Annotated in this window: 27 protein-coding genes and 1 tRNA gene; 21 read left to right on the top strand and 7 right to left on the bottom strand. The window is 62.8% G+C overall.

Going from position 1 to position 25,596, the window contains the following annotated elements; genetic code table 11:
* Positions 1-31: 31 nt before the first annotated feature.
* The 9 genes from ABDB87_RS16145 (at position 32) to ABDB87_RS16105 (ending at position 9,279) form a co-directional block, all read left to right on the top strand.
* A complete protein-coding gene (locus ABDB87_RS16145; RefSeq protein WP_345928941.1) occupies positions 32-1,315 on the top strand; it encodes a peptidylprolyl isomerase in 1,284 nt (427 codons plus the stop codon).
* A 14-nt stretch (positions 1,316-1,329) separates the two neighbouring features.
* Positions 1,330-2,322: a 4-hydroxythreonine-4-phosphate dehydrogenase PdxA gene (gene pdxA / locus ABDB87_RS16140; protein WP_345928939.1), complete on the top strand. Its 993-nt coding sequence runs from the start codon at positions 1,330-1,332 to the stop codon at positions 2,320-2,322.
* A 7-nt stretch (positions 2,323-2,329) separates the two neighbouring features.
* Positions 2,330-3,229, top strand: a complete 900-nt coding sequence (locus tag ABDB87_RS16135; protein ID WP_345928937.1) for a patatin-like phospholipase family protein — start codon at positions 2,330-2,332, stop codon at positions 3,227-3,229.
* Positions 3,230-3,245: 16 nt separating this feature from the next.
* Positions 3,246-4,028 (top strand): 16S rRNA (adenine(1518)-N(6)/adenine(1519)-N(6))-dimethyltransferase RsmA, encoded by a 783-nt coding sequence (rsmA, locus tag ABDB87_RS16130; RefSeq protein WP_345928935.1) that lies wholly within the window; start codon positions 3,246-3,248, stop codon positions 4,026-4,028.
* An 80-nt stretch (positions 4,029-4,108) separates the two neighbouring features.
* Positions 4,109-5,212, top strand: a complete 1,104-nt coding sequence (locus ABDB87_RS16125) for a nucleotidyltransferase family protein (RefSeq protein ID WP_345928933.1) — start codon at positions 4,109-4,111, stop codon at positions 5,210-5,212.
* Positions 5,212-6,198, top strand: a complete 987-nt coding sequence (locus tag ABDB87_RS16120; protein WP_345928931.1) for a serine/threonine protein kinase — start codon at positions 5,212-5,214, stop codon at positions 6,196-6,198. The genes ABDB87_RS16125 and ABDB87_RS16120 overlap by 1 nt, the downstream gene beginning before the upstream one ends.
* 23 nt (positions 6,199-6,221) lie before the next feature.
* Positions 6,222-6,770 (top strand): dTDP-4-dehydrorhamnose 3,5-epimerase, encoded by a 549-nt coding sequence (gene rfbC, locus ABDB87_RS16115; RefSeq protein WP_345928929.1) that lies wholly within the window; start codon positions 6,222-6,224, stop codon positions 6,768-6,770.
* A gap of 10 nt (positions 6,771-6,780) precedes the next feature.
* Entirely contained in the window at positions 6,781-7,797 is a 1,017-nt protein-coding gene (gene galE / locus ABDB87_RS16110; RefSeq protein ID WP_345928927.1) for a UDP-glucose 4-epimerase GalE, read from the top strand.
* Between the two features lie 39 nt (positions 7,798-7,836).
* Positions 7,837-9,279, top strand: a complete 1,443-nt coding sequence (locus tag ABDB87_RS16105; protein ID WP_345928925.1) for a mannose-1-phosphate guanylyltransferase/mannose-6-phosphate isomerase — start codon at positions 7,837-7,839, stop codon at positions 9,277-9,279.
* 70 nt (positions 9,280-9,349) lie between these two features.
* On the opposite strand, the gene ABDB87_RS16100 is transcribed toward ABDB87_RS16105, so the two are convergent.
* On the bottom strand, positions 9,350-10,489 hold the full coding sequence (locus tag ABDB87_RS16100) for an EAL and HDOD domain-containing protein (RefSeq protein ID WP_345928923.1): 1,140 nt from the start codon (positions 10,487-10,489) through the stop codon (positions 9,350-9,352).
* 42 nt (positions 10,490-10,531) lie between these two features.
* A complete protein-coding gene (locus ABDB87_RS16095; RefSeq protein WP_345928921.1) occupies positions 10,532-11,566 on the bottom strand; it encodes a CDP-6-deoxy-delta-3,4-glucoseen reductase in 1,035 nt (344 codons plus the stop codon).
* A 119-nt stretch (positions 11,567-11,685) separates the two neighbouring features.
* Here ABDB87_RS16095 and ABDB87_RS16090 point away from each other — a divergent pair, with 119 nt between their 5' ends.
* The 3 genes from ABDB87_RS16090 to ABDB87_RS16080 are packed head-to-tail and all read left to right on the top strand — an operon-like array spanning position 11,686 to position 14,169.
* A complete protein-coding gene (locus tag ABDB87_RS16090) occupies positions 11,686-12,582 on the top strand; it encodes an NAD(P)H-binding protein (protein ID WP_345928919.1) in 897 nt (298 codons plus the stop codon).
* A 1-nt stretch (position 12,583) separates the two neighbouring features.
* Positions 12,584-13,021, top strand: coding sequence for a CopD family protein (locus tag ABDB87_RS16085; RefSeq protein ID WP_345928917.1), 438 nt, complete (start codon positions 12,584-12,586; stop codon positions 13,019-13,021).
* A 5-nt stretch (positions 13,022-13,026) separates the two neighbouring features.
* Positions 13,027-14,169, top strand: coding sequence for a THUMP domain-containing class I SAM-dependent RNA methyltransferase (locus ABDB87_RS16080; RefSeq protein ID WP_345928915.1), 1,143 nt, complete (start codon positions 13,027-13,029; stop codon positions 14,167-14,169).
* A 244-nt stretch (positions 14,170-14,413) separates the two neighbouring features.
* On the opposite strand, the gene ABDB87_RS16075 is transcribed toward ABDB87_RS16080, so the two are convergent.
* The gene (locus ABDB87_RS16075; protein WP_345928913.1) at positions 14,414-15,547 is read right to left on the bottom strand and encodes a PilT/PilU family type 4a pilus ATPase; all 1,134 of its coding nucleotides are present in this window, start codon (positions 15,545-15,547) and stop codon (positions 14,414-14,416) included.
* 53 nt (positions 15,548-15,600) lie between these two features.
* Complete coding sequence (locus ABDB87_RS16070) at positions 15,601-16,647, bottom strand: type IV pilus twitching motility protein PilT (RefSeq protein ID WP_345928911.1); 1,047 nt, start codon at positions 16,645-16,647, stop codon at positions 15,601-15,603.
* A gap of 90 nt (positions 16,648-16,737) precedes the next feature.
* On the opposite strand from ABDB87_RS16070, the gene ABDB87_RS16065 reads away from it, so the two are divergent.
* The 4 genes from ABDB87_RS16065 to ABDB87_RS16050 are packed head-to-tail and all read left to right on the top strand — an operon-like array spanning position 16,738 to position 19,136.
* Positions 16,738-17,436: a YggS family pyridoxal phosphate-dependent enzyme gene (locus ABDB87_RS16065; RefSeq protein ID WP_345928909.1), complete on the top strand. Its 699-nt coding sequence runs from the start codon at positions 16,738-16,740 to the stop codon at positions 17,434-17,436.
* A 32-nt stretch (positions 17,437-17,468) separates the two neighbouring features.
* Complete coding sequence (proC, locus tag ABDB87_RS16060) at positions 17,469-18,281, top strand: pyrroline-5-carboxylate reductase (protein ID WP_345928906.1); 813 nt, start codon at positions 17,469-17,471, stop codon at positions 18,279-18,281.
* Between the two features lie 10 nt (positions 18,282-18,291).
* Complete coding sequence (locus ABDB87_RS16055; protein ID WP_345928904.1) at positions 18,292-18,825, top strand: YggT family protein; 534 nt, start codon at positions 18,292-18,294, stop codon at positions 18,823-18,825.
* Positions 18,826-18,830: 5 nt separating this feature from the next.
* On the top strand, positions 18,831-19,136 hold the full coding sequence (locus ABDB87_RS16050; RefSeq protein WP_345928902.1) for a DUF167 domain-containing protein: 306 nt from the start codon (positions 18,831-18,833) through the stop codon (positions 19,134-19,136).
* Here the strand turns inward: ABDB87_RS16050 and ABDB87_RS16045 are convergent.
* From ABDB87_RS16045 to ABDB87_RS16035, 3 genes are read right to left on the bottom strand one after another with little or no spacing between them, the layout of a single operon-like run.
* Positions 19,133-20,878: a GGDEF domain-containing protein gene (locus ABDB87_RS16045; RefSeq protein WP_345928900.1), complete on the bottom strand. Its 1,746-nt coding sequence runs from the start codon at positions 20,876-20,878 to the stop codon at positions 19,133-19,135. The genes ABDB87_RS16050 and ABDB87_RS16045 overlap by 4 nt on opposite strands.
* A gap of 33 nt (positions 20,879-20,911) precedes the next feature.
* On the bottom strand, positions 20,912-21,553 hold the full coding sequence (locus ABDB87_RS16040; RefSeq protein ID WP_345928898.1) for a response regulator: 642 nt from the start codon (positions 21,551-21,553) through the stop codon (positions 20,912-20,914).
* The gene (locus ABDB87_RS16035) at positions 21,550-23,109 is read right to left on the bottom strand and encodes a hybrid sensor histidine kinase/response regulator (protein WP_345928896.1); all 1,560 of its coding nucleotides are present in this window, start codon (positions 23,107-23,109) and stop codon (positions 21,550-21,552) included. The genes ABDB87_RS16040 and ABDB87_RS16035 overlap by 4 nt, the downstream gene beginning before the upstream one ends.
* A 147-nt stretch (positions 23,110-23,256) precedes the next feature.
* On the opposite strand from ABDB87_RS16035, the gene ABDB87_RS16030 reads away from it, so the two are divergent.
* The 5 genes from ABDB87_RS16030 (at position 23,257) to rplS (ending at position 25,435) form a co-directional block, all read left to right on the top strand.
* Positions 23,257-23,332, top strand: a tRNA-Thr gene (locus ABDB87_RS16030).
* Between the two features lie 109 nt (positions 23,333-23,441).
* Positions 23,442-23,693, top strand: a complete 252-nt coding sequence (rpsP, locus tag ABDB87_RS16025; protein WP_345928894.1) for a 30S ribosomal protein S16 — start codon at positions 23,442-23,444, stop codon at positions 23,691-23,693.
* Positions 23,694-23,706: 13 nt separating this feature from the next.
* Positions 23,707-24,216, top strand: a complete 510-nt coding sequence (rimM, locus tag ABDB87_RS16020) for a ribosome maturation factor RimM (protein WP_345929170.1) — start codon at positions 23,707-23,709, stop codon at positions 24,214-24,216.
* On the top strand, positions 24,216-24,992 hold the full coding sequence (trmD, locus tag ABDB87_RS16015) for a tRNA (guanosine(37)-N1)-methyltransferase TrmD (RefSeq protein ID WP_385917671.1): 777 nt from the start codon (positions 24,216-24,218) through the stop codon (positions 24,990-24,992). Before rimM ends, trmD begins: the two co-directional genes overlap by 1 nt.
* Positions 24,993-25,069: 77 nt before the next feature.
* Entirely contained in the window at positions 25,070-25,435 is a 366-nt protein-coding gene (gene rplS, locus ABDB87_RS16010) for a 50S ribosomal protein L19 (protein WP_345928890.1), read from the top strand.
* Positions 25,436-25,596: the final 161 nt, after the last annotated feature.

Below are 25,596 nucleotides of genomic sequence, written 5' to 3'. Positions count from 1 at the left end.
CCTCTCCCCTACCTGCAAGCTTTTGACGACGATGATGAAGAGTCTGTTTCGCGGCCTGATGACCGCACTTGTATTGCCGGCCTGCTTCCAGCTGCATGCGGCAGAGCTTGACCGGGTGGCCGCGGTCGTCAATGACGATGTGATCACGGCCTCCGAGCTGCGCAGCCGGCTCGCCCAGGTGGAGCATCAGCTTGCCGGGCAGGGCACGCCGCTGCCGCCGGCGAGCCAGTTGCGCCAGCAAGTGCTCGAGCGCATGGTGCTTGAGCGCATCCAGCTCGAGCGCGCCAGGCAGATGAACGTGACGGTCGACGACGCCTCGCTGGATCGCGCGATCCAGCGCATTGCCGAACAGAATCGCGTGACCCTGGCCGAAATGCCCAAGCTCGTCGAAAAGGAAGGCATGAGCTGGGCGCAGTTCCGGGACAGCATCCGCAACGAAATCATCATGGTTCGCCTGCGCGAGCGTGAAATCGAGCCCCGCCTGAGCGTGAGCGATGCCGAAATCGAAGCCGCCATGACGGCCGGCAACGAATCCCCCGCCGGCCGTGAATACCTCATTTCGCACATCTTCCTGGCCGCCAGGGATGGCGCGACGCCCGAGCAGTGGATGGCGCTGGGCGCCCGTGCCGACGCACTCATGAAGCAGATCAATGCCGGCGAAGACTTCGGCAAGCTCGCCGCCAGCTACTCCTCTTCGCAGGACGCCATGCAGGGCGGTTCGCTGGACTGGCGCCCGATCGAGCGCATCCCTTCCGTGTTTGCCGATCAGCTTGCCGGCATGAAGAAGGGGCAGGTCAGCCGTGTGCTGCGTACGACCTCCGGCCTGCACGTTTTCAAGCTCGTCGATCAGCGGGATCAGGCCCCGAAAAAGGTGGAGATCGAGCAGACGCATGCCCGCCACATCCTGATCCGCACGGCGGACGTGAGCAACGAAGCCCAGGCAAGGCGCCGGCTGGAAGACTTGCTGGGGCGCATCCGGAACGGTGCGGACTTCCAGGAGCTGGCGCGCTCGAACTCGTCCGACATCACCTCGACCAAGGGGGGGGATCTGGGCTGGGTATCGCCCGGCGATACGGTGCCTGAGTTCGAAGGCGCGATGAACGCACTCAAGCCCGGTGAAGTGAGTGGCGTCGTTCAGACACCGTTCGGCTGGCACCTGATCCAGGTGGTCGAACGTCGCAAACTGGATGTCACCGCCGATCAGAGCAAGATGGCGGCGCGTCAGGCCGTGCGCGAGCGCAAGGCAGACGAAGCCTATGAAGACTGGTTGCGCCAGTTGCGCGATACCGCCTACGTCGAAATCAAGCCCGAGTAAGCCCAGGCATCCGGATGCAAGCCACGATCGCGATTACGACGGGGGAGCCCGCCGGCGTCGGCCCGGAGATCTGCGCAGCGCTGAGCAGGGCAAACCGGCCGGTCCGCTTTGTCCTGATCGGCCATCACGCGCTGCTGGTCGAGCGCGCCCGGATGGCCGGAGTGCAGGCTGCTTTCGTGCCTTACCGGCGTGACGCCGTTACACCGCCGGGCGTTCTCGAGGTGCTGGATGTCGATCTGCCCGCGCCCGCACGGCCTGGCAAGCTGGTGTGCGAGAACGCGGCCTATGTGCTGCGCACGCTGGATCTCGCCATCGATGGCTGCCTGAGCGGCGAGTTCGCCGCAATGGTGACGGCTCCGGTGCAGAAGAGTGTCATCAACGAATCCGGGATTCCTTTTACCGGGCATACCGAATATCTCGCGGAGCGCACTGCAACCCGGCGTGTCGTCATGATGCTGGCGGGGCAGTATGGTCCGGAGCGTCAGTGGATGAGGGTCGCGCTGGCCAGCACGCATCTGCCGCTCAAGGGGGTGCCTGCCGCCCTGACGCCCGAGGAGCTCGAGGCGGTGCTGCACATCCTGCATGATGATCTTCGGGACAAGTTCGGTCTGCCGGCTCCGCGCATTCTGGTGGCGGGGCTCAATCCTCATGCCGGTGAGGGCGGGCATATGGGGCGTGAAGAGATTGACGTGATCCAGCCGGTGCTTGAGAAGCTCCGGGCGGCAGGCATGCAGCTGATCGGCCCGCTGCCGGCGGATACGCTCTTCACCCCTCACCAGCTGGCGCGGGGGGATGCCGTGCTGGCGATGTATCACGACCAGGGGCTGCCGGTGCTCAAGTTTGCCACCTTTGGTGGCGGCATCAATGTCACCCTGGGCCTGCCCATTATCCGTACCTCGGTCGACCATGGCACGGCGCTTGACCTGGCCGGCACCGGCAAGGCCGATCCGGGCAGTCTGTTTGCCGCGGTCGATTGCGCCCTCGCCATGATCCGGGCGCGTCAGTGAGTCTGTCATGAAGAAAACCACCGGCCTGCTGGCCGTCGTTCTCGGTCTGTGCGCCTGCACGACCAACATTGCACCGGTCTCTGCCCCCACGCCCGCTCCGGTGCCCGTGCCTGTTCCTGTCGTTGCCAAGGCGCCGCCCAAGGTGGCGCTCGCTCTGGGGGGCGGTGCGGCGCGTGGTTTCGCGCACATCGGCGTCATCAAGGCGCTCGAGACCCAGGGGATTCGCCCGGACATCATTGTCGGCACCAGTGCGGGCAGCGTGGTCGGTGCGCTTTATGCCGCGGGCAATGATGCCTTTGCACTGCAGAAGATGGCATTCCAGATGGAGGAAAGCTCCTTTTCCGACTGGAGCGTGTTCGGCCGCGGCCTGCTCAAGGGCGAGGCGCTCGAGAAATTCATCAATCAGCAACTGGCCAACAAGCCCATCGAAAGCCTCAAGCGGCGCCTCGCCGTCGTCGCGACCGATCTCGCTGCAGGCCAGCCTACGGTTTTCGTGAGTGGCAACCCGGGCACTGCCGTGCGTGCTTCCTCTGCCGTACCGGGCGTGTTCTCGCCGGTCGTGATTCGCGGCAAGGAATATGTCGATGGCGGCGTGACAAGTCCGGTGCCGGTACGCGCCGCACGTCAGCTGGGTGCCGACATCGTCATCGCGGTCGATATCTCCGAGCAGCCCACCGGAAAATCCAATCAGGGCGGGATCGACCTGCTGCTCGACACGATCTCCATCATGAGCGTGACGCTGGGCAGCTTCGAAATGCGCGATGCCGACGTGGTGATCCGGCCTGATGTGAAAGGCCTGCCAGCGGCCAATTTCCAGCAACGCCATGAAGCCATCCTGCGCGGCGAGCAGGCGGGCTTCGCGGCCATCCCCCGAATCAAGGAACTCATCGCTGCACGCAGCCAATAACCGCGTGCAGGTTGCCATGCCTCAAGGTCATACCGCGCGCAAGCGCTTCGGCCAGAATTTCCTGTCCGACCCCAACATCATCCGCAAGATCATCACGGCCATTGCGCCGGATCCTGCCCAGCACATCGTCGAGATCGGTCCGGGCCTGGGCGCGCTGACCGTGCCGCTGCTGGCAGCCTGCGGCCATCTGGACGTGGTGGAAATCGATCGCGACCTGATTGCCCGGCTCAAGGAAACCTATGCGCCCGAGCAGGTCACCATTCACGAGGGAGATGCGCTCAAGTTCGACTTCGCGCGCCTGCCCGCACCCCTGCGTGTGGTCGGAAACCTGCCCTACAACATCTCCACACCGCTGCTGTTCCATTTCGCAAGCTTTGCCGAACGCGTGCGCGACATGACCTTCATGCTGCAGAAGGAGGTCGTCCAGCGCATGGTGGCAGAGCCTGACAGCGAGGAATACGGACGCCTCTCGGTGATGCTGCAGTACCGTTTCAACATGGCCCATCTGTTCGATGTGCCGCCCGGCGCCTTCCGTCCCGCGCCGAAGGTCACTTCTGCCATCGTCTACCTCCAGCCCAAGCCGATGAGCGAATGCTGCTGCCGTGATGAAGCGCTGTTTGGCAGGATCGTGACCGCCGCATTCGGGCAGCGCCGCAAAACATTAAGGAATACCCTGAGAGAATGGATGACGGATGCCGATTTCGAGGCACTCGCCATCAGTCCGCAGGCGCGCGGCGAAACGCTGTCGGTCCAGGATTACGTGCGCATGGCTGATCACATCAGTCAGCGCGGAGTTTGAAGCAGCGCTTGTGACGCAATTGGGCGCGGGATGTCACATCACTGCGCCACAATGGCGGCTTGATTTTCAGGGAGAAGAGAATGGCCAAGGCAATGATTCTGGCTGCGGGGCAGGGTACCCGCGTGCGTCCGCTCACGAAGGACATCCCCAAGCCGATGATTCCGATCCTCGGCAAGCCGGTTCTGGAATACATCATCGAGCACCTCGCGCGCTATGGCGTGAAGGAAATCATGATCAACGTGGCATTCATGCACCGGAAGATCGAGGAGTATTTCGGCGATGGCCATCGCTGGGGCGTGGAAATCGGCTACTCCTATGAAGGCGCCTACGAGCACGGCGACATCCTGCCCAAGCCGATCGGTTCGGCCGGCGGCATGAAGCACATCCAGGACAACTCCGGTTTCTTCGACCAGACGACCCTGGTGCTTTGCGGGGATGCGCTGATTGATCTCGACATTGGTGCGGCACTGCATGAGCACCGCAGCAAGGGCGCGATCGCCAGCGTGGTCGCGCTCGACGTGCCGTTGGCGGAGGTGAAGAACTACGGCATCGTGGTGGCCGACGAAGAAGGCCGCATCCAGTCCTTCCAGGAGAAGCCGACGCCCGAAGAAGCCAAGAGCACGCTGGCCTCCACCGGCATCTATATCTTCGAGCCCGCCGCACTGGATCTGGTGCCCTCCGGCAAGGTGTATGACATCGGCAGCGAGCTCTTCCCGGCGCTCGTGGCACAGAACCTGCCGTTCTACGCCCAGAAACGCTTCTTCAACTGGATCGACATTGGCCGTGTCACCGATTACTGGGCGGTGCTGCAGCGCGTGCTGCGCGGCGAAGTCGCTCAGATGGACATGCCGGGCAAGCAGATCCGGCCGGGCGTGTGGGTCGGTCTCAACACCCACATCGACTGGGACTCGGTCAATATCGTCGGCCCGGTCTATATCGGCTCCAGCGTGAAAATCGAACCGGGCGCCACCATCATCGGACCGGCCTGGATCGGCCACGGCAGCCATATCCGTGCGGGGGCAACCGTTGTCCGCAGCGTGCTCTTCGAATACACCCGGATCGGCGTCGGCATGACCTTTGCCGAGATGGTGGTCTCTTCCCGCTATTGCGTGGACCGCAACGGACACACGGTATACGTGGGCGATGACCGCACCATGCTGCGCTGGGGGGATGCGCGCGGCTGATGGAGGTCGATACCCTTCATCCCTTCGCGACGCTGGGGCCGGAGCGCGTCCTTGATGCCATCGACGCCGCCGGCCTGCGCACGGACGGGCGTCTGCTGGCGCTCGGCAGCTATGAAAACCGCGTGTACCAGGCCGGGCTGGATGCGGGCGGCTATGTGGTGGCCAAGTTCTACCGGCCGGGGCGCTGGAGCGAAGAAGCGATCCTTGAGGAGCATGCCTTCACTCGCGCGCTGGCCGCAGCAGAGATTCCGGCTGTACCGCCCATCGTTTTGCCGGATGGTTCGACCCTGGCGCATTGCGAGGGTTTCCGGCTGGCCGTTTTCGAGCGTCGGGGCGGTCGAGGACCCGAGCTGGATGATCCCGCGGTGCTTGCCTGGATCGGGCGTTTCATTGGCCGGATTCATGCGGCGGGTCAATCGATGACTTTTCGCCACCGCCTGACGCTGGACGTCCATACCTGGGGTGAGCAGGCTTCCGCCTTTGTGCTCGATTCCGCCCACCTGCCGCCCGATTTGCGTGAAGCCTATGCCCTGGCGGTAGCTTCCGCACTCGATGGCGTGCGCCGATCCTATGACCGGGCGGGCAGTGTCAGGCTCATCGCGCTGCATGGAGACTGTCATCCTGGCAACGTACTGTGGACGGATGCCGGGCCACATTTCGTCGATTTCGACGATGCCTGCACCGGGCCGGCAGTTCAGGATCTCTGGATGCTGCTCAGCGGCGAGCGCGCCGAGATGAGCAGACAACTCGGTGTGCTCGTGGATGCCTACGAGGACTTTGCCGAGTTCAATCCGCGCGAGGCGGGGCTGATCGAGGCCTTGCGGAGCTTGCGCATGATTCACTACGCGGGCTGGCTGGCACGCCGCTGGGACGACCCCGCCTTTCCCGCAGCTTTCCCTTGGTTCAATACACGCGGCTGGTGGGAGGAGCATGTCGGTAACTTGCGTGACCAGGTCGCCCGCATGGCGGAGCCCTGGCATTTCTGAGCACTGATTGACGGAGCAATACGATGAATGTGATTCAGGGCGAACTGCCCGGCCTGCTGATTCTCGAGCCCAAGGTCTGGGGCGACGCACGAGGCTTTTTCATGGAGAGCTACAACGAGAAGGTCTTTCGTGAAGCCTCCGGTCTGAAACTGGACTTCGTGCAGGACAATCACTCCCGCTCGGCACGCGGCGTGCTTCGTGGCATGCACTATCAGATGAAGCAGCCGCAGGGCAAACTGGTCCGGGTGGTCAGCGGGCGTGTGTGGGATGTGGCTGTCGATATGCGGCGCAACTCGCCTACTTTCGGAAAGTGGCAAGGTGTGGAACTGTCCGCTGAAAACAATCGGCAGTTCTGGGTGCCGGCAGGCTTTGCCCATGGATTCGTGGTGCTGTCCGAGACGGCTGACTTCCTGTACAAGACCACCGACTATTACGCGCCCGAACATGAGCGCTGTCTGGCCTGGGATGACCCGGTCGTGGGCATTTCCTGGCCGCTGGAAGGCATCGAACCGCAACTGTCGGCCAAGGACCGGGCCGGTCAGCGCTTCGTGCAGTGCGAAACCTACGCCTGAGGAGAATCGAATGGCATGTGTGCTGGTGACCGGTGGTGCGGGCTATATCGGCTCTCACACCTGCGTTGAACTGCTTCAGGCCGGGCATGACGTTGTCGTGGTCGACAATTACTGCAACAGCAAGCCCGAGTCGCTCAGGCGGGTCGAGGCGCTGGCAGGGCGCAAACTTGTGGCGGTGCACGAGGTCGATGTGTGCGACCGAGACGGACTGCGTCGGGTGTTTGCCCAGCACCGTATCGAGGCGGTGATTCATTTCGCTGCACTGAAGGCGGTCGGTGAGTCGGTGGCCAAGCCGCTGATGTACTACGACAACAACATCGCCGGTACGGTTGCCCTGGCGGAAGTCATGGGTGAAGCAGGCGTTAAGACCCTGGTGTTCAGTTCGTCGGCCACTGTTTATGGCGATCCGGCCAGCGTGCCGATCCGCGAGGATTTCCCGACCGGCCCGACCAATCCCTATGGCCGTACGAAATGGATGATGGAGTTCGTGCTGAGCGATCTTGCTGCAGCCGACCCCGAGTGGCGAGTGGCGCTGCTGCGCTATTTCAATCCTGTCGGTGCCCATCCTTCAGGCCGGATCGGAGAGGATCCGAACGGTATTCCGAACAATCTGATGCCCTTTGTCTCGCAGGTCGCGGTCGGCAAGCGGGCGAAACTGTCGGTTTTCGGCGGGGATTACCCGACGACCGATGGCACCGGCGTGCGCGACTACATCCATGTGGTGGATCTCGCGATCGGCCATGTGCGAGCGCTGGATTATCTGGCGGCCAACAAGGGCGTCCTGAAACTCAATCTGGGCACGGGGCAGGGCTACTCGGTGCTGGACGTCGTGCGGGCGTTTGAAGCCGCGAGTGGCAAGCCCGTGCCCTACGAAATCGTTGCCCGGCGTGCCGGCGACGTGGCGCAATGCTATGCCGACCCTGCGCTGGCCGCGGAATTGCTTGGCTGGCGTGCCGAGCGCGGCCTGGCAGAAATGTGTGCGGACTCCTGGCGCTGGCAAAGCGCCAATCCCGACGGTTACCAGTAAGCAAATCATTCATCCAATAAAACAAAGAGGAAGCAGATCATGGCATTGCAACCCGTCATCCTTTCCGGGGGCTCTGGAACACGTCTCTGGCCCGCATCGCGCGAAACCTATCCGAAGCAGCTCCTGCCGCTGACGGGCGACGAATCCCTGCTCCAGATCACCGCGCTTCGGCTCAACGGTTTCGGCGCGGACATCGCCCGTCCGATCGTGGTGACCAACGAGGAATACCGTTTCATCATCGCCGAGCAGATGCGCCAGATCGGTCAGCACACCGATCGCATCGTGCTCGAGCCCGTGGGCCGCAATACCGCACCCGCCATGCAACTGGCCGCGCTGGTGGCCGCTCAGGACGGTGCCGATCCGGTGCTGCTGGTGATGCCCGCAGACCAGATCGTGACCAATGTGACGGCTTTCCAGGCTGCGCTGGCCGAAGGTCTGAAACAGGCAGAGCAAGGCGCACTGGTGACCTTCGGTATCGTGCCGGACCGTCCCGAAACCGGTTACGGTTATCTGCGCACGGGTGAAGTGCGCGCGGGCGCGCAGACGGCACGCAAGCTGTCTGCCTTTGTCGAAAAGCCTGACGCAGAGCGTGCCGCAGCCTATGTGGCCAGCGGCGAATACCTGTGGAACGCCGGCATCTTCATGATGAAGGCTTCGGTCTGGATGAAGGCCCTCTCAAGTCTGCGCGCCGACATTGCACAGGCCTGCTCCGTGGCCATCGAAAAGGCCGGGCGGGACGCGGATTTCGTGCGCGTCGACAAGACCGCCTTCAGTGCCTGCCCGTCGGACTCGATCGACTACGCAGTCATGGAAAAGCTGGGTGAGCATCCCGAATTGGGCGAGGCCGTGGTGGTGCCGATGGATGCCGGCTGGAGCGATGTGGGCGCATGGGATGCGCTGTGGCAAGTGAGTGACAAGGATGCCGGTGGCAACGTGACGCGCGGCGAAGTGATGCTCGAGGACACCGAGTCCTGCCTCGTGTTTTCCCACAGTCGCCTGGTCGCAACGGTCGGCGTAAAGGATCTGGTCGTGGTCGAAACGCCTGACGCCATCATGGTGGCTGACAAGGGGCGCGCTCAGGACGTGAAGAAAATCGTCAATCGCATCAAGGCGGAAGGCAAGACGCTGGCGGCGAGCCATCGCAAGGTCTATCGCCCGTGGGGCTGGTATGACAGCATCGACATGGGCGGCCGCTTCCAGGTCAAGCGCATCGTGGTGAATCCGGGCGCCAAGCTTTCGCTGCAGATGCACCACCATCGCGCCGAACACTGGATCGTGGTGAGCGGAACGGCGGAAGTCACGAACGGCGACAAGGTGCTGCTGCTGTCGGAAAACCAGTCCACCTACATCCCGCTGGGCACGACTCACCGTCTGGCCAACCCGGGCAAGGTGCCGCTCGAGATCATCGAGGTGCAGTCCGGTTCCTATCTCGGCGAAGACGACATCGTGCGTTTTGAGGATACCTACGGTCGCACCGTCTGAGTCCCTGCACTACTTGAAAATGAAAGGCCACTCCTGGTGAGTGGCCTTTTTCATTCGCGTGACCGGGTGTTCAGCCGAAACTCAGGGCATCGGCGAACGCGACGCCTTGCAGCAGCGCGGCAGAAACCTGCGACATGGTCAGTCCGAGGGCTTCGCTTTGCGCGCGCAACTGGTCGGGCAGGAAGGATTCCGAGGAGATCGCGAGCTTGAGCAGCGGGGCGTAAGCGCCGCCCGCCCCCAGCAGCGCGTCGCGCACATCCGGTGGCAGCGAGAGTTGCTCAAGCACCGTGTCCAGCCGTGTGCCGAGCAGCACGTCGAGCAGGGAGAAGGCGCCGGTCAGGAACAGATTGTCGAGATGTACCTTGTCGAAAAACTGGGCGCCGAGGATTTCCATCATCCGCGCGCGCGCGATCGCGGCCTGCATGACCGCGGGCGCCGAAGGGTCGCGACTGGCGGAGACCAGCAGCAGCCCCAGCCATTTGTTGAGTTTTTCGCGGCCGAGAATGGTGACGGCATGGCGGAAGGACTGCACCTCCACCATCAGTCCGAAGCCGGGCGAGTTGATGTAGCGCAGCAGCTTGTAAGGCAGGGATACGTCACGCTTGAGAGCCGTTTCGATTTCGGTGATGTCGGCGTCATTGCGGACCAGATTGAGCAGATGCACGATCTGGGCATGCGCCGGCGCAAGTTCCTTGGCGGGCGTCACGCCCCGCAGGAAGAACCAGCCCGCTGCGCCGGTGTAACCCTGCTGCACGGCGCGCGCGAAAGCCGGCACGTCGGGCAGGCCCCAGGCCAGTGGCAGGCCCGGCGTGCTGTCGGGCGACGCGACCTTGTTGACGTCAGCGAGGGTGAAGCGGCAGTCCACGCCATCGGGCCAGGCCGCACCGGGCTGGAACCAGGACAGGGCCAGCGGGGTGCCGGCTTCGTTGAAGCGACGGATCAGGTCCTGGATCTGCGGATACTGCAGCGCCGGCGCGGGGAATTCGACCAGCGTATTCTCCGGCAAGGGCCATTCGAGGAGTTCCGGGGTGGGAACGAGCCGCCCGAGGCTCACGAAGACCGGGTGTACCGTCGGCCAGTGAGGCCGCAGGTTTTCCAGCGCCTGGATGGCCTGCTGGATATTGGCAGCGTGCACGATGATGCGGTTGGCGGTGATCGCCCGCTGCTGATTGACGACGGGTTCGCGCGTAATCAGAACGCTGGAACTCATGAAGGATTCTCCGATGACCGGGCCGCATGCCCGGCATCGTGATCAGTTCCGGGCGTCGGCAGAAAAGGTGAAAGCGTCTGCGTAGAAGTGGGTTAACGGCAACTGGCAGCGTTCGCTGAAATCCTTTTTTGCAATCTCGATCATGCCCGGCGCGCCGCAGGCATAGACCTGGTGGTGCGAAAGGTCGGGCAGGTCGGTCATGACGGCTTCATGAACAAGACCTCGCCGGCCTGTCCAGTCAGCCGCGGTTTCGTCCGAGATGACCGGGATGTAGCGCAGTCCCGGCAGGGCTGTTTCCCAGCTGCTTGCGAGTTCGTGCAGGTAGAGACCGGCCCGGTCGCGTGCGCCCCAGTAGAGCGCGATGTCGCGTTGCGAGCCGCGTGCGATCAGGTCCTCGATGATGGCCTTGAGCGGCGCGAACCCCGTGCCGCCAGCGAGGAGTACCAGGGGATGCTCCACGCCGGGCTCCGGTGCGTCCTTCAGATGGAAGCTGCCGAGCGGGCCTTCGATGCGCAGGATGTCTCGCGGCTTCATGGTCGTGAAGACCTGGGGCGTGAATTTTCCGCCGGGGATCAGGCGGACATGAAGCTCGAGCTGGTTGTCGGGGTTGGGCGTGTTGGCCACCGAGAAACTGCGGCGCTCACCGCCCGGCAGCAGAAAGTCGATGTACTGGCCGGGCAGGAAGCTGAAATTCTCGCTGGGTGGCAGGCGCAGTACCAGGCGCATCACATCGTCTGCAAGCCGGTCGAGCGACTGTACGCGGCAGGGCAGCTTGCGGACCGGGATGTCGTGAATGGAGCGTACGTCGCGCACTTCCATTTCGAGGTCTGTCTTCGCGCGGGCGCAGCACATCAGCGCCATGCCCGCTTCGCGTTCGGTTTCCGGCAAGGTGGTGAAGGGCGCGTGTCCGTGGTCAACGCTACCCTGCGTCACTCTGGCCTTGCAGGCGCCGCAGGCGCCGTCACGGCAGCCGTAAGGCACCATCAGGCCGGCGTCCAGTGCGGCATGCAGCAGTGTGGTGTCAGCGTCGGCCGGGAAGGACTGGCCGCCAGGCTGGAGGGAAATCCGGTGAGTCATGGGGGGAGGTTCGGCAGTTTCGGAAAGGCGCACATTATCGCCCAGGCTCGCTGCGCCGGCACAGCGCGGGGCAGGGCAAACCGGGCCACTGAAAGTGCAGGCTTTGCGATAATCGCGCCATGAATCGACTCCTGATCATTGGCAGTGGCGACGTGGCCGCACGCGCCATGCCCTGGCTGCGCCGGCATTTCGAGGTGAGCGCCCTGGTGCGCAGTGACGAGGCCGCAAGCCGCTGGCAGGGTTTGGGGGCGCGTGTGATCCGCGGCGATCTGGACCGGCGCGAGTCACTCCGGCGCCTCGCCGGGCTGGCCGAGTACCTGCTCATCTGCGCGCCGCCGCCTGACGCCGGCGAGGACGATCCGCGCATCCGGCGTCTGCTGGCAGCGCTCACGCGGGGCGGGCGTTTCTTGCGCAGTGTGGTCTATGTCAGCACTTCGGGCGTGTATGGTCACTGCGACGGCGCCGTGGTCCAGGAGCATCGCGCGCCCGCGCCACGGAGTGCGCGGGGCCGGCGTCGTCTCGCGGCTGAAACGCGGCTGCGGGCGCATGCCCTGGCGAGCGGCGGCGCGCTGCGCATCCTGCGGGCACCCGGCATCTACGCGGCAGAGCGCCTGTCGCTGGCCCGTCTGGAACGCGGGGATCCGGTGCTGCGGGCAGAGGAAGATGTCTTCACCAATCACGTTCATGCCGACGATCTGGCCCGGGCGGCCTGTCTGGCGCTCTTTCGCGGGCCGCGGCTGCGTGTTTTCAACACCTGCGATGATTCGGACTTGCGGATGGGCGACTATTACGATGCAATGGCCGACCTCGCTGGCCTGCCGCGCCCGCCGCGCTTGAGCCGCGCCGAGTGTGCACGGCGTCTCACGGCGCTCAGCATGAGCTTCATGAGCGAATCCCGCAGGCTCAGCAACGCGCGCATCCGGCGCGAACTGCGCTGGCAGCCGCGTCATCCCGATGTGCTGGAAGGCTTGCAGCACGCACTGGCGCAGCGTTGCAAGGAACAACAAGGAAACTGAAATGGCCTATCCCTGGCTCAAGGCAATCCATGTCTTTTTCGTCATCAGCTGGTTTGCCGGCCTTTTTTATCTGCCGCGGATCTATGTGAATCTGGCCGAGGTCAGCGATACCGCCGGCGCCGAGTACGAACGCCTGCTGGGCATGGCGCGGCGTCTCAAGCGTTTCATGATGCCGCTGATGCTGGGCACCTGGATCTTTGGCCTCGCCATTACCTTCACGCTGGCCGGGCCGGGCATGTGGTGGAGTCAGCCCTGGCTGCACGCCAAGCTGCTGCTGGTGCTCTGCCTGACCGCCTATGACGGCTACTGCAGTGTGCTGCTGCGGCAGTTCCGCGAGCGCCAGAACCGGCGCAGCCATGTGTGGTTCCGCTGGTTCAACGAAGTGCCCGTGCTGTTTCTGCTGGGCATCCTCATCCTTGTCATCGTCCGCCCCTTCTGAACGCCATGTCCGAAACCTTTTTTGCGCCCTGTCCGCGCGGGCTCGAGGCCCTGCTTGCCGAAGAGCTGCGTGCCTGTGGCGCCACCCATGTCGAGGTGACGCACGGCGGTGTGTCCAGCGAAGGCGACTGGGCCTATGCCTACCGTGCGAACCTCGAGAGCCGGATCGCGACCCGTTTGCTGTGGAAAGTCGGTTTTACCCGTTACCGCAGCGAGGAAGAAATCTACCGGCTGGCGAGCGCGGTGACCTGGGCACGGCACTTCGACACCATCAACACGATGCGGATCAATGTCACCTCGATCAAGTCGCCGTTGAAGAGCCTCAACTTCGTGACCCTGCGCATCAAGGACGGCATCTGCGACCACTTTCGCCAGATCCGCGGCGGCCGGCCGGACGTCGATACCGTGTCGCCGGACATGCGCATTCATGCCTTCCTGACCGAAGAAACCTGCACGCTCTATCTGGACACCTCCGGCGAGCCGCTCTACAAGCGTGGCTTCAAGCGTGCCAAGGTCGAAGCGCCGCTCAAGGAAAACCTTGCGGCCGGCATCCTGAAGATCAGCGGCTGGCAGCCAGGCCAGACCCTGCTGGATCCGATGTGCGGCAGCGGCACCTTCCTCATCGAAGCGGCGCAGATGGCACTGGATATCGCGCCGGGTCTCGCGCGCAGTTTTGCCTTCGAGAAATTCCGTCATTTCGATGCCGAACTCTGGCGTGAAATCCGTCGCGCGGCCGAGCGCCGGCAGCGTGATGAGCCGGAGTTGCCGATTTTCGGCTCCGACATCGATCCGCGCCAGCTAGCCAATGCCGAGGCCAACCTCGCGGCTGCCGGGCTGGCTGGCAAGGTGGAGTTGCTCGTTTGTGATGTGCTTGATCTCGAAGCGCCGGATGACGAGGGCGTGATGGTCAGCAACCCGCCTTACGGTGTCCGTCTCTCGTCGGGCGACGAGCTGCAGGACTGGTATCCGAAACTGGGTGACACACTCAAGCGTGGCTATGCCGGCTGGAACTGCTACTTCCTGACGGCCGATCTGGAAATGGCCAAGCGCATTGGCCTCAAGGCGACCAAGCGTACTCCGCTCATGAACGGCGACCTCGATTGCCGGGTGTTCGAGTTCAAGGTCGTGGCGGGGCAGAACCGCGGCTAGTGCTGCCTGGAGAGGCGGGCTTCTTCAAGGAGCCTGCTTGAAACGTGGTGCGGGGCTGGCTGCTTCGGCCTGTCGTCCATGAAAAATGCCACACCAGACACGATACGGCATTTTCCCTGAGCGTGAAATGACGAAGAAATCGTCGCGAGCGGGCCGAGGTCGCCGGGAGCAACGCAGCCATACTGGCGTACGGCGAGTCGCGCAGCGGCGAGATCGGTTCGCGCAGCAGATTGATTCGTGATTTCTAGATGATGTCGAGATTCTGGACACCTGCAAGCAGATCGCGGTCGGAATGCTTGCTGTTGAGCTTGATCTGCAGGCGCAGGTCATTCACCGAGTCGGCATTGCGCAGTGCGTCTTCGAAGGTGATGAGACCGGCTTCGTAGAGTTCGAACAGGGCCTGGTCGAAAGTCTGCATGCCGATTTCGCGGGAGCGTTTCATTACGTCTTTCAGCTCGTGCACCTCGCCCTTGAAGATCAGATCGGCAATCAGCGGTGAGTTCAGCATCACCTCGATGGCCGGCACGCGCCCCTTGCTTTCCTTTTTCGGCAGCAGGCGCTGCGAGACGATGCCGCGCAGGTTCAGAGACAGATCCATCAGCAGTTGCGCCCGACGCTCTTCCGGGAAGAAGTTGATGATCCGGTCAATGGCCTGGTTGGCGCTGTTGGCGTGGAGCGTGGCCAGACAGAGGTGGCCGGTTTCGGCGAAGGCGATGCCGTAGTCCATGGTCTCGCGGTCGCGGATCTCGCCCATCAGGATCACGTCCGGCGCCTGCCGCAGCGTGTTTTTCAGTCCGGCTTCCCAGGTTTCGGTGTCGAGGCCGACCTCGCGTTGCGTCACCACGCAGTTCTTGTGGTTGTGCACGTACTCGATCGGGTCTTCCAGGGTAATGATGTGGCCGTAAGTGTGCTCGTTGCGGTAGTCGACCAGCGCCGCGAGCGAGGTGGTTTTACCGGTACCGGTACCGCCGACGAAAATCACCAGACCGCGTTTGGACATCGCGATGTCCCGCAGGATCGGGGGCAGGCCCAGCTCGTCGAGCGTCGGAATGCGGGCTGCGATGGTCCGTGCCACCATGCCGATGCGGCCCTGCTGCACGAAGGCATTCATCCGGAAGCGGCCGATGCCGGAGGGCGAAATCGCGAAGTTGCATTCCTTCGTTGATTCGAACTCCGCCGCCTGCTTGTCGTTCATCACCGCCCGGGCGATTTCCTGGGTGTGCTGCGGCGACAGGATCTGGTTCGACTGCGGGATGATCTTGCCGTCGATCTTGATGGCGGGCGGAAAGCCGGCCGTGATGAAAAGGTCGGAGCCCTTCTTGCTCACCATGAGCCTGAGCAGATCCTGAACGAACTTGAGCGCCTGATCGCGTTCCATGCGGTCTCCCTGTGCCGGCCTGGCCGGCGTCATGCGTTGTGGTTGGGCTGAACTCAGTTGCCCGGGAACAGATCCTTGTTGGCTGCACGAATGCGTGCTTCGCCCGGCGATACGATGTTGCGGCGGACCAGGTCCTGAAGGTTCTGGTCGAGCGTCTGCATGCCGTACTGCTGGCCCGTCTGGATCGAGGAATACATCTGCGCCACCTTGTTTTCCCGGATCAGGTTACGGATGGCGGGGGTGCCGATCATGATTTCGTGTGCGGCGACGCGCCCCTGACCGTCCTTGGTCTTGAGCAGCGTCTGCGAGATCACCGCACGCAGCGATTCCGAGAGCATCGCGCGGATCATTTCCTTTTCTTCGGCCGGGAACACGTCGACCACGCGGTCAACGGTCTTGGCGGCTGACGAGGTGTGGAGTGTGCCGAACACCAGGTGGCCGGTTTCTGCCGCAGTCATCGCGAGGCGGATGGTTTCAAGGTCGCGCAATTCGCCCACCAGCACGATGTCCGGGTCTTCACGAAGCGCGGAGCGCAGCGCGTTGGAGAAGGAGTGGGTGTCGCGGTGCACTTCGCGCTGGTTGATGAGGCAGCGCTTTGGCGTGTGCACGAATTCGATCGGGTCTTCGATCGTGAGGATATGGCCGTATTCGTTCTCGTTGATATAGTCGATCATCGCCGCCAGCGTGGTCGACTTGCCCGAGCCGGTCGGACCGGTCACGAGCACGATGCCGCGCGGTTGCTCGGAGATGTCCTTGAAGACTTTCGGGCAGTTCAGGTCTTCGAGCGAGAGCACCTTGGACGGAATGGTCCGGAAGACCGCGCCGGCGCCCCGTTCCTGCACGAAGGCATTGACCCGGAAGCGCGCCAGGTTGGGCACGGCGAAAGAGAAGTCGCATTCGAGGAACTCCTCGTACTGCTTGCGCTGGCCGTCATTCATGATGTCATACACCATGGCGTGCACGTCCTTGTGCTCGAGCGGCGGCAGGTTGATCCGGCGGACGTCACCATTGACGCGGATCATCGGCGGCAGGCCGGCGGACAAGTGAAGGTCGGACGCTTTGTTCTTGACGGAAAAGGCCAGCAGTTCAGTGATTTCCATGAGTTCTTCGCTTTCCGGATTCGGGATGGGGCCGCGGGATGCGGCTGTTATACTTTTCGACCATTCTGGCGGATAGGTTGAATCGATTATATGCCCGGCATAGCTGAAAACCTGCGCACAGTCAGCACACGCATCGAAGCCGCCGGGCGGAAATGCGGACGGCACCACAATGCGGTGCGGCTGCTTGCGGTTTCCAAGACCTGGCCCGCAGCGGCCGTGCGCGAAGCGCATGCTGCCGGGCAGGTCGCGTTTGGTGAAAATTATGTCCAGGAAGCCATCGACAAGATGGCCGAGCTGGGCGATCTTCCGATCGAGTGGCATTTCATCGGGCCGATCCAGAGCAACAAGACCCGCCTCATCGCGAACCATTTCGCCTGGGTGCACTCGGTAGACCGGCTGAAGATTGCTCAGCGCCTGTCCGAACAGCGTGACGTGCACCTGCCGCCACTGCGGATCTGCCTGCAGGTGAACGTCAGCGGCGAGGAGAGCAAGAGCGGTGTGGCGCCCGATGAGCTGCCCGCGCTGGCGCAGGCCGTGGCCGCGTTGCCGCGGATCGAACTGGCGGGCCTGATGTGCATTCCGGAGCCGGGGCCGGACGAGGCGCGCCTGCGTGGCCGCTTCCGGCAACTGGTCGAGCTGCGCGATGACCTGCGCGCCATGACCGGCCTGCCGCTCGACATGCTGTCGATGGGCATGTCGGATGACCTCGAGCTGGCCATCGAGGAGGGCTCGACCATGGTGCGCGTCGGCTCGGCGATCTTCGGTACCCGAGTGCGGCAGGCAGTCTGACATCCCATCAATCGCTTTCAATCAAGGCAAACATGAAGATCACATTCCTGGGCGGCGGCAACATGGCTTCCGCCCTGATCGGCGGGCTCCTCAAGCAGGGTTTTGAGGCGGGGGATCTCCAGGTAGCGGAAATTTACGAGAGTGCGCGCGAGCGGCTCGTTCAGGACTTCGGCGTACGCGCCGTGGCCGGACTGGACCCCACTGCACTGGCCTGTGACGTTCTGGTGCTGGCGGTCAAACCGCAGCAGATGCGCGAGGCACTGGCCCCGGTGGCAGGGCAGCTTGGTGCGCAGCTGGTGATCAGCATCGCCGCGGGCCTGCGCCTGGCGGATCTTTCACGCTGGCTGGGCGGGCATGCCCTGCTGGTGCGGGCCATGCCCAATACCCCGGCCTTGATCGGTCAGGGCATGACCGGCCTGTTTGCGGCCGCGGCGGTGTCCGCGGCGCAGCGCGAGACGGTCAGCCGGATCCTGGCGGCGGTGGGTGAGAGCGTGTGGGTGGACGATGAATCTCTGATCGATGCGGTGACGGCGGTATCCGGCAGCGGGCCGGCCTACGTCTTCCATTTCATCGAGGCGCTCGAGCAGGGCGGCGTGAAGCTCGGACTGCCGGCGGAAGTCGCGCGCAAGCTTGCCATTCGCACGCTGGTGGGGGCTTCCGCACTGGCTGACGCCAGCCCGGAGTCGCCCGCGATCCTGCGCGAACGGGTGACTTCCAAAGGCGGAACAACCGCAGCCGCGCTGGGCTGCATGGCCGAGGGTGGATTTCTGCCGCTGATCGAACGCGCGCTCGACGCTGCGGCAAAACGTGGTGCCGAGCTGGGCGACCAGCTGGGCAAGGATTGAGGAGATCGCGATGCTGAGTGGAACCTTTGCCCTGATCCTGCAGGCCGTCGCCAGCTTTTTCACTGCGCTGCTGCTGATCCGCACCGTGATGCGCTTTCTGCGGATTTCCTTTGTCGGCCAGCTCGGCCAGTTCGTGCTTGCCACGACCAACTGGGCGGTCATTCCGTTCCAGAAGATCGTGCCGGGCGTCGGTCGGCTTGATCTCTGCTCCTTGCTGCCTGCCTGGCTGATTCAGGTGGCGGTTGTGTTGATCCTGCAGTTCTTGGCAGGGGTGACGAACCCCGCGCACCTTGTGCCCGCCGCGCTGTTGCTGGGGCTGCTCGGGCTGGTGAAATCCGCTCTGCAGATGCTCATGTGGGTGGTGATCATCGGGGCGGTGCTGTCCTGGGTGAATCCACATTCGCCGCTGGCCGGCCCGATCCATGCTTTCACACGCCCCTTCCTGGCGCCGATCCGCCGGGTCGTTCCGCCCATTGCGAATGTCGACCTCTCGCCTCTGGTGCTGCTGCTGATCCTGCAGGTTCTGCTGTTCTGGCTACCCTGAACGGGATGGACGACTCGCCGGCAATCCGCCTGCAGGCCGCTGGCGTCGTGACGCTGAGCCTGCATGTGCAGCCGGGGGCGCGGCAGACCGGTTTTGCGGGTCTGCACGGCGAGGCATTGAAAGTCAGGCTGGCCGCGCCGCCGGTGGATGGCAAGGCAAACGCCTGCCTGCTGGCCTTCATTGCGGAATTCACCGGTGTACCGCGGCGCGCGGTGACGCTGCTCAGCGGCGAGACATCGCGGCAGAAAGTCCTGCGGATCGAGCAGCTGGATGACGCGGCCTTGCTCCGTTTGCGGGCTGCCGCCCGCTAGCCGCCCTCTACGCGGTTCTTGCCGGCTTTCTTGGCCCGGTACATGGCTTTGTCGGCCCGATCGATGACTTGCTGGACCTCCTGGTCATCCGGCATGACCTCTGCGACGCCCGCACTGAAGGTGATCAGCAGCTTCTGGTTGTCATGCAGGAAGAAGCGGCGGGTCAGCTCGCGCTGCAGGCGCCGCAGCGCGGAGAGGCCGTCTTCGAGGCCGGTGTCCGGCAGCAGGATGAGGAATTCCTCGCCACCATAGCGGCCGGAAGAGTCCTGCGGCCGGATGTTTTCGCGGATCACCCGGGCCAGATGCTTGAGGGCTTCATCCCCGGTGGTGTGGCCGAAGGTATCGTTGAGCTTCTTGAAATCATCGACATCAAGCAGCGCGATGGAAAGACGGGTCTTGCGTCGCTGCATGCGCGCCAGTTCGCGCGCGATCATCTCGTCAAGCCCCTTGCGATTGAGTGCGCCGGTCAGCGGATCGTGACGAACGAGTTCGCTGGCGGTTTCAAGCTCGGTTTCCAGGCGTGCGATTTCACGGTTGGCCTGGTCGACCGCGGCGCGCAGGCTCTGCAGTTCTTCCTGGGAGTGGAGTGCCTTCGATTCGATCTGGCGTGTTTCGCGGACGATTTCAGTAATGAGCCCGGAGAGCTCGGGCAGGCTTGAAGCGGATGCGACCCGGTCGGCAAAGACGCTGACCTTTGCGTGGTAGTCGCTGGTGCTGTCAGCCAGCTCGCCCAGACGCTGCACGAAGTGCTCGAGCATCTCGCGCAGCTTGTCCTGTGCGTCGGTCAGACTGCGTTTGAGGGTGCCCTGCTTGAAAATCACGTCGCGCAGACGTTCGCCCAACTCCTCGAGCGAATGCTTGTCGAGCGGCTTGCGGAAAAGCTCGAGCAGTACCGACATCTGGTTCTGCAGGTACTTGTCTTCCACGACCAGTTCGCTGATGTTTTCGATCAGGAGCTGAAGCAGGTTCAGAAGGGCCTGGCGGATGTAGCTCTGATCCTGCGCAACCCACTGGACCTTGTAGGAAAACTGTTTCAGGCGTTCGCTGAAGGCCTGCTCGGTGCCGGGCTCGGGCTTGCGCAGCATGTTGCCCAGCGCCTTGGCTTCACCTGCGAGCTCCGGCGTGTCGATGAGCAACATGCCGATCGCCGTGTCCAGCGTGTCGGCCAGAAGACTTCGCCAGGCGTCCGTTGCTGTCGGGATCGTCGTTGTTGCGGCGGCCGTGGGCGCTTGCGCCGGTGGCGTGGCCTCGTCGTCAAGAGGGGTCGGAGCACTCATGGCGCCTGGAATCTGCGCCCAGCCCTTGATCAGGCCACTCAGTCGGGTGTGGAGAAGCTCGGGGTCAACGCTGCTTTCCAGCACGCGGGATAGCGCTTCCTGCTTGACGACGCTGTTGAGCCCTTGCTGGCGCCTTTCCAGCTGCTGGAGCAAGTCCCTGATCAGCGCATTCCAGGGGAGTTCTTCCCGGGCGCCAAGGCTGGCGACGAGTTGCTGGCGGAAGTCGCTCCAACCCGTCAGGCCTGCTTCGAACTGGCGCGCGATCCGCAGCTGCTCCGGGGTGGCGCGCGGCAAGGCGGTGGCAATCTGCTTCAGCTGTCGTTCGGGGAACGGGTCTTCCGCGGCGATGCCGGAGATTTCGTGATAGAGCTCGCGGAAGTTTTCCGGCGTGGGCTGGATGCGGCGCATTGCGAGGCGCCTCAGGGTTTCCCGCGCGATTTCTGACGGACTGGTGGGTTCTGCCATGTTCAGGCTGTCTGAGGGGTAGGGGTGGAGGCGCTATTCGACGAGGCCGTGCTTGAGGCCGTAGTGGGTCAGCTCGGCATTGTTGCGAAGCTTCATCTTTTCGAGCAGGCGAGCCCGATAGACGCTGACAGTCTTGACGCTCAGGTTGAGCTGCTCGGCGATCTGGGTCAGTGTCTTGCCCGACGCGATCATGCACAGCGTCTGGTATTCGCGGTCCGACAGTTTTTCGTGGGGTGGGCGATCGAAATCCTCTCCGATCGAGTTGGCCAGTTCTTCAGCCACCGCCGCGCTCACGAACTTCTTGCCGGAGGCGACCTGCCGGATGGCGACGACGAGCTGTTCCGGAGCTCCCTGCTTGGAGAGATAGCCCGCAGCGCCCGCCCGCAAGGCGCGGATCGCGTATTGCTCTTCCGGATGCATGCTCAGCATGAGTACCGGCAGCTTTGGGAACTCTTTCTTGATGAGTTTGAGCGAGTCGATCCCGTTGCGGTCCGGCATGGAGACATCCATCAGAACGACGTCATAGTCGTTCTCCCGGATCAGTTGCAGCGCTTTCACGCCGCCGTCGGCCTCGCCCGTGACCTGAAGGTCTTCGGTGCCGGAGAGAATCTGCTTGAGCCCTTGCCGGATGATGGCGTGGTCGTCTGCGATCAGTACCTGGATTTTGTCGGTCATTGCGTTGGCCCGTTATTCTGGTTTCGGTTTGTCCCCGCCTGCAGACGGGAGAGCTCGGCTTTGGCTTGCAATGCTGCGGGATGCGCAGGAGCTCGCAGCGTGACAGTTGTTCCACGCGGCGTGCGGTTCTGCAACTCCATACGCCCTCCCAGTCCGTTGAGTCTTTCCCGTATGCTCCGCAGCCCGAAGGACTTTGGCTTGCGCAGGTCCTGCTCTGCCAGGCCGCGGCCGTCGTCGCTGATTTCCAGAACGATCTCGTCATCCTCCTGCATCAGTCGGATTTCGACATGGCTGGCGCCAGCGTGCTTGCTGATGTTCGTCAGCGCTTCCTGATAGGTGCGGAAGAGCGCCAGGGCGGTGTCTTCGCCGGTTTCGATGTCGTAGTCGGCGCACAGGACGGAGCAGGGGATGCCGACGCGGTGGGAGTAGTCTTCGGCGTAGCTTTCAATGGCGGCTGCCAGGCCGAACTCCTTCAGGATGCCCGGGCGCAACTCGCGCGCGACGCGGCCTGCGGTGCTGATGGCGTCGTCGAGCATTGTTTCGATGTCTGCGATGTGGTCGAGCAGCAAGGGCTCGTTCTTGCCCAGCTTGCCGGCGAGCAGCTTGGCCGAAATCTTGATGCCGACGAGCGTCCCGCCGAGTACGTCATGGATATCGCGGGCAATGCGGTCGCGCTCTTCTTCCTTGACCCGCTGCAGGTGCTCGGAGAGTTCCGCCAGTTGCGCACGGGAAGCACGGAGCTCGGCCTCCGTGACCTTGCTGTGGGTGATGTTCCACATCGCGCCTTCCCACAGAAGCGTGGCCTCGTCCAGACTTCGCGGTGAGCAGCGCATGTTGACCCATTTGATGTCCGCCCCAGACGCAAGAATCCGACCTTCCCAGTTCAGGGTGGCGCCACGGCTGCCCGCGTCAAGCAGTGCGGACTCGAGGCTGCTGCGGTCGTCGGGCAAAACAAAGTCCAGTACCGGGTCCTGTCTCCGCATGAGCTCTCCGGCCGGCACGCCCATCAGCATCATGCTGGCTTCGCTCACGAACAGGAAGCTGGGCGCCCCGCGGCCGATCTGCCGCATCTGGAAGAGTACGCCGGGGATGTTGGCGGAGAGCGTGCGGAAGCGGAGCTCATTGGCACTCACCGCTTCCAGGGCAGCTCTACGTTCCTGGCGGATTCTGGCCTCGCGCCGCTCCCGCTCAATGACCGGCGCCAGGCGATCCAGGCGATCCTTTCTCAGATAGTCTTGGGCACCGGCCTGCATCATCCGGCAGGCGGTCTCTTCGTCGAGCATGCCGGAGACGACAATGAAGGGCGTGTTCTCGCAGAGGCTGATGACCGAGTGCAGTGCATCAGCAGCGGTGAAGCCAGGCAGAAGATAGTCGGAGATGACGACATCCCAGCGATTCTCCTGCAGCGCGGCATCCAGATCGTGCAAGGTGAAGACACGGCGGGTTTCGAGGGTATAGCCCTCTCTGGTCAGATGGTGTTCAAGCAATGCAGCGTCGTTTTCGTCGTCCTCGACAAGGAGGACTTGCAGTGACGCAGGGCGCTGTACAACGGGCATGGGGTCTCCGATGGCAGGCGGATTCGTACCAGACGCACGATAACACGCCCGAAATGATGTCGTTCCTCGGAGCTGATGTATAATGCGCGCCCTGATCGCGGGATGGGGGTTTGAAATGCCCGATTTGCCCGGTCAGTCTCTCGGAATGCCGCTTTAGCTCAGTTGGTAGAGCAACCGCCTTGTAAGCGGTAGGTCATCTGTTCGATTCAGATAAGCGGCACCAAACGTTCCGGAACTGCGCTTGCTGGTCTTGGCTCTTGTGCCAGGACGTTTGCTGGGCTAATATTCGCGGTTTTCGGTAATTTGCTACCGGATTTTTCAGGATACTGAACATGGTTGTCATCCGTCTTGCACGTGGCGGCGCTAAGAAGCGCCCGTTCTTCAACATCGTTGCGGCCGATTCCCGTAACCGCCGTGATGGTCGCTTTATCGAGCGCGTGGGTTATTACAACCCGGTTGCTTCCGGTTCTGAAGTTGCGCTGTCCGTGAACGCCGAGCGCCTTGCTTATTGGCAACAGAACGGCGCGCAGCTTTCCCCGACGGTTGCCCGTCTGGTGAAGCAGGGCGCCAAGGCTGCAGCCTGATTGCTCGATGGCCATGATCTTGATGGGGCGCATTGTCGCCCCTTTCGGTATTCATGGCTGGCTGAAGGTTCAGCCTCTCGGGGATGATCCGCTGTCGTGGCGCAGAATGCCGCAGTGGTGGATCGGGCGGAATCCCGAATCACAGTCTTCAGAAGACTGGCGGGCCGTCAGTCCGAATGGATTAAGGCCTCATGGCAAGGGTGTCGTGCTGGCCCTTTCGGAGATTTCTGACCGGACGGCCGCTGAGGCGGTTGATGGTTGGTACCTCGCGGCGCCTCGTGAAGCCTTGCCGAAAACGGCCAAGGATGAGTACTACTGGACCGATTTGGTCGGGCTGGCGGTCGTCGGACGTGGCGGTGTGGCTTTGGGGCGTGTGGATGCGCTCATCGAGACTGGTGCGCATGCCGTACTCCAGATTCAGGATGGCGAGACCGAGCGCTTGATCCCTTTTGTTGCTGCCTATGTGGAAGAGGTTGATCTCTCCCTAGGGGTGATAAGGGTTGATTGGGAGCAAGACTGGTGATTGAAGCGCCTGAGGGTTGTCGGCGGTTCGATGTCATCACGATTTTTCCCGAGATGTTCGCGGCCTTGCGTGATTTCGGAATATCGCGACGTGCTGCGGAGCGGGGTTTGTGGTCTCTGCACTGCTGGAATCCGAGGGACTTTACCGAGGATTTGCATCGGTCGGTGGATGATCGTCCTTATGGTGGCGGTCCGGGAATGGTCATGCTGGCAGATCCCTTGTCCCGGGCGATTGGTGCTGCTCGACGCGAGTCTCCGGCAAGCAGGGTGATTTATCTGTCGCCGCAGGGGCGGGCGCTCGATCACGAAGCGGTTGTTCGTCTGGCAGCATGTCCTTCGCTCGTGTTGCTGTGTGGGCGCTACGAGGGGGTTGATCAGAGACTGCTTGATGAAGTCGTCGATGAAGAGGTTTCGGTCGGGGATCTGGTGGTTTCTGGCGGAGAGCTTCCTGCAATGCTGATGATGGATGCCATCATCAGGCTGCTGCCAGGAGCCCTCAATGACGCGGATTCTGCGGTCGAGGACTCTTTTGTAGATGGGTTGCTGGACTATCCTCACTATACGAGGCCTGAGGACCGTGCCGGAGCAAAAGTTCCCGCCGTCCTTCTTTCGGGTAATCATGCTGCCATCCGGCGCTGGCGCTTGAAGCAGGCGCTGGGAGTGACCAGTCTGAAGCGTCCGGATCTTTTGGCTGGACGGGTGTTGAGCAAGGAAGAAAAATTGCTGCTTGAGGAGTTCAGGCAGGAATCGAGACTCGCGACTTTTCGCGAGGAATGAAGAGGCGCGCATCAGGTGGCGATCTGCTCTGCGCGTGCGGCCGATATGTGGCCTTTGATATTTGAATGGAGATACGCATGAACCTGATTCAACAACTCGAGCAAGAAGAAATTGCTCGTCTCGGCAAGGTTATCCCTGAGTTTGCTCCTGGTGATACCGTCATCGTCCAGGTGAAGGTCAAGGAAGGTAACCGTGAGCGTCTGCAGGCTTACGAAGGCGTCGTGATCGCCAAGCGCAATCGCGGCCTGAACTCTTCTTTTATCGTTCGCAAAATTTCCTCGGGTGAGGGGGTCGAGCGCACATTCCAGACCTACTCGCCGCTGGTTGCCAGCATCGAGTTGAAGCGTCGTGGTGATGTGCGTCGCGCCAAGCTGTATTACCTGCGTTCGCGTTCGGGCAAGTCTGCACGCATCAAGGAAAAGCTGAGTTTCAAGAAGGCCTGACGAAGGCATTCATTCCGGCCTGCCTGTTTTGGGGGTGGGAGCTGGCGATAGTGACAGGGCCCCGCTTTGACGCAATGCCGCTCAGTTAAGACTGAGCGGCATTTTTCTTGATGGGGTAGTGGGTTTTGGTCATGCGTACGGCACGAGGGGATCTGCGCTCG

Origin of the sequence: Uliginosibacterium paludis, assembly GCF_039631355.1 — a bacterium.
In the GTDB taxonomy this organism is placed as follows: Bacteria; Pseudomonadota; Gammaproteobacteria; order Burkholderiales; family Rhodocyclaceae; genus Uliginosibacterium; species Uliginosibacterium paludis.
Note: the sequence above shows the minus strand (reverse complement) of the source record. Positions and strands in the feature narration are given on the sequence as shown.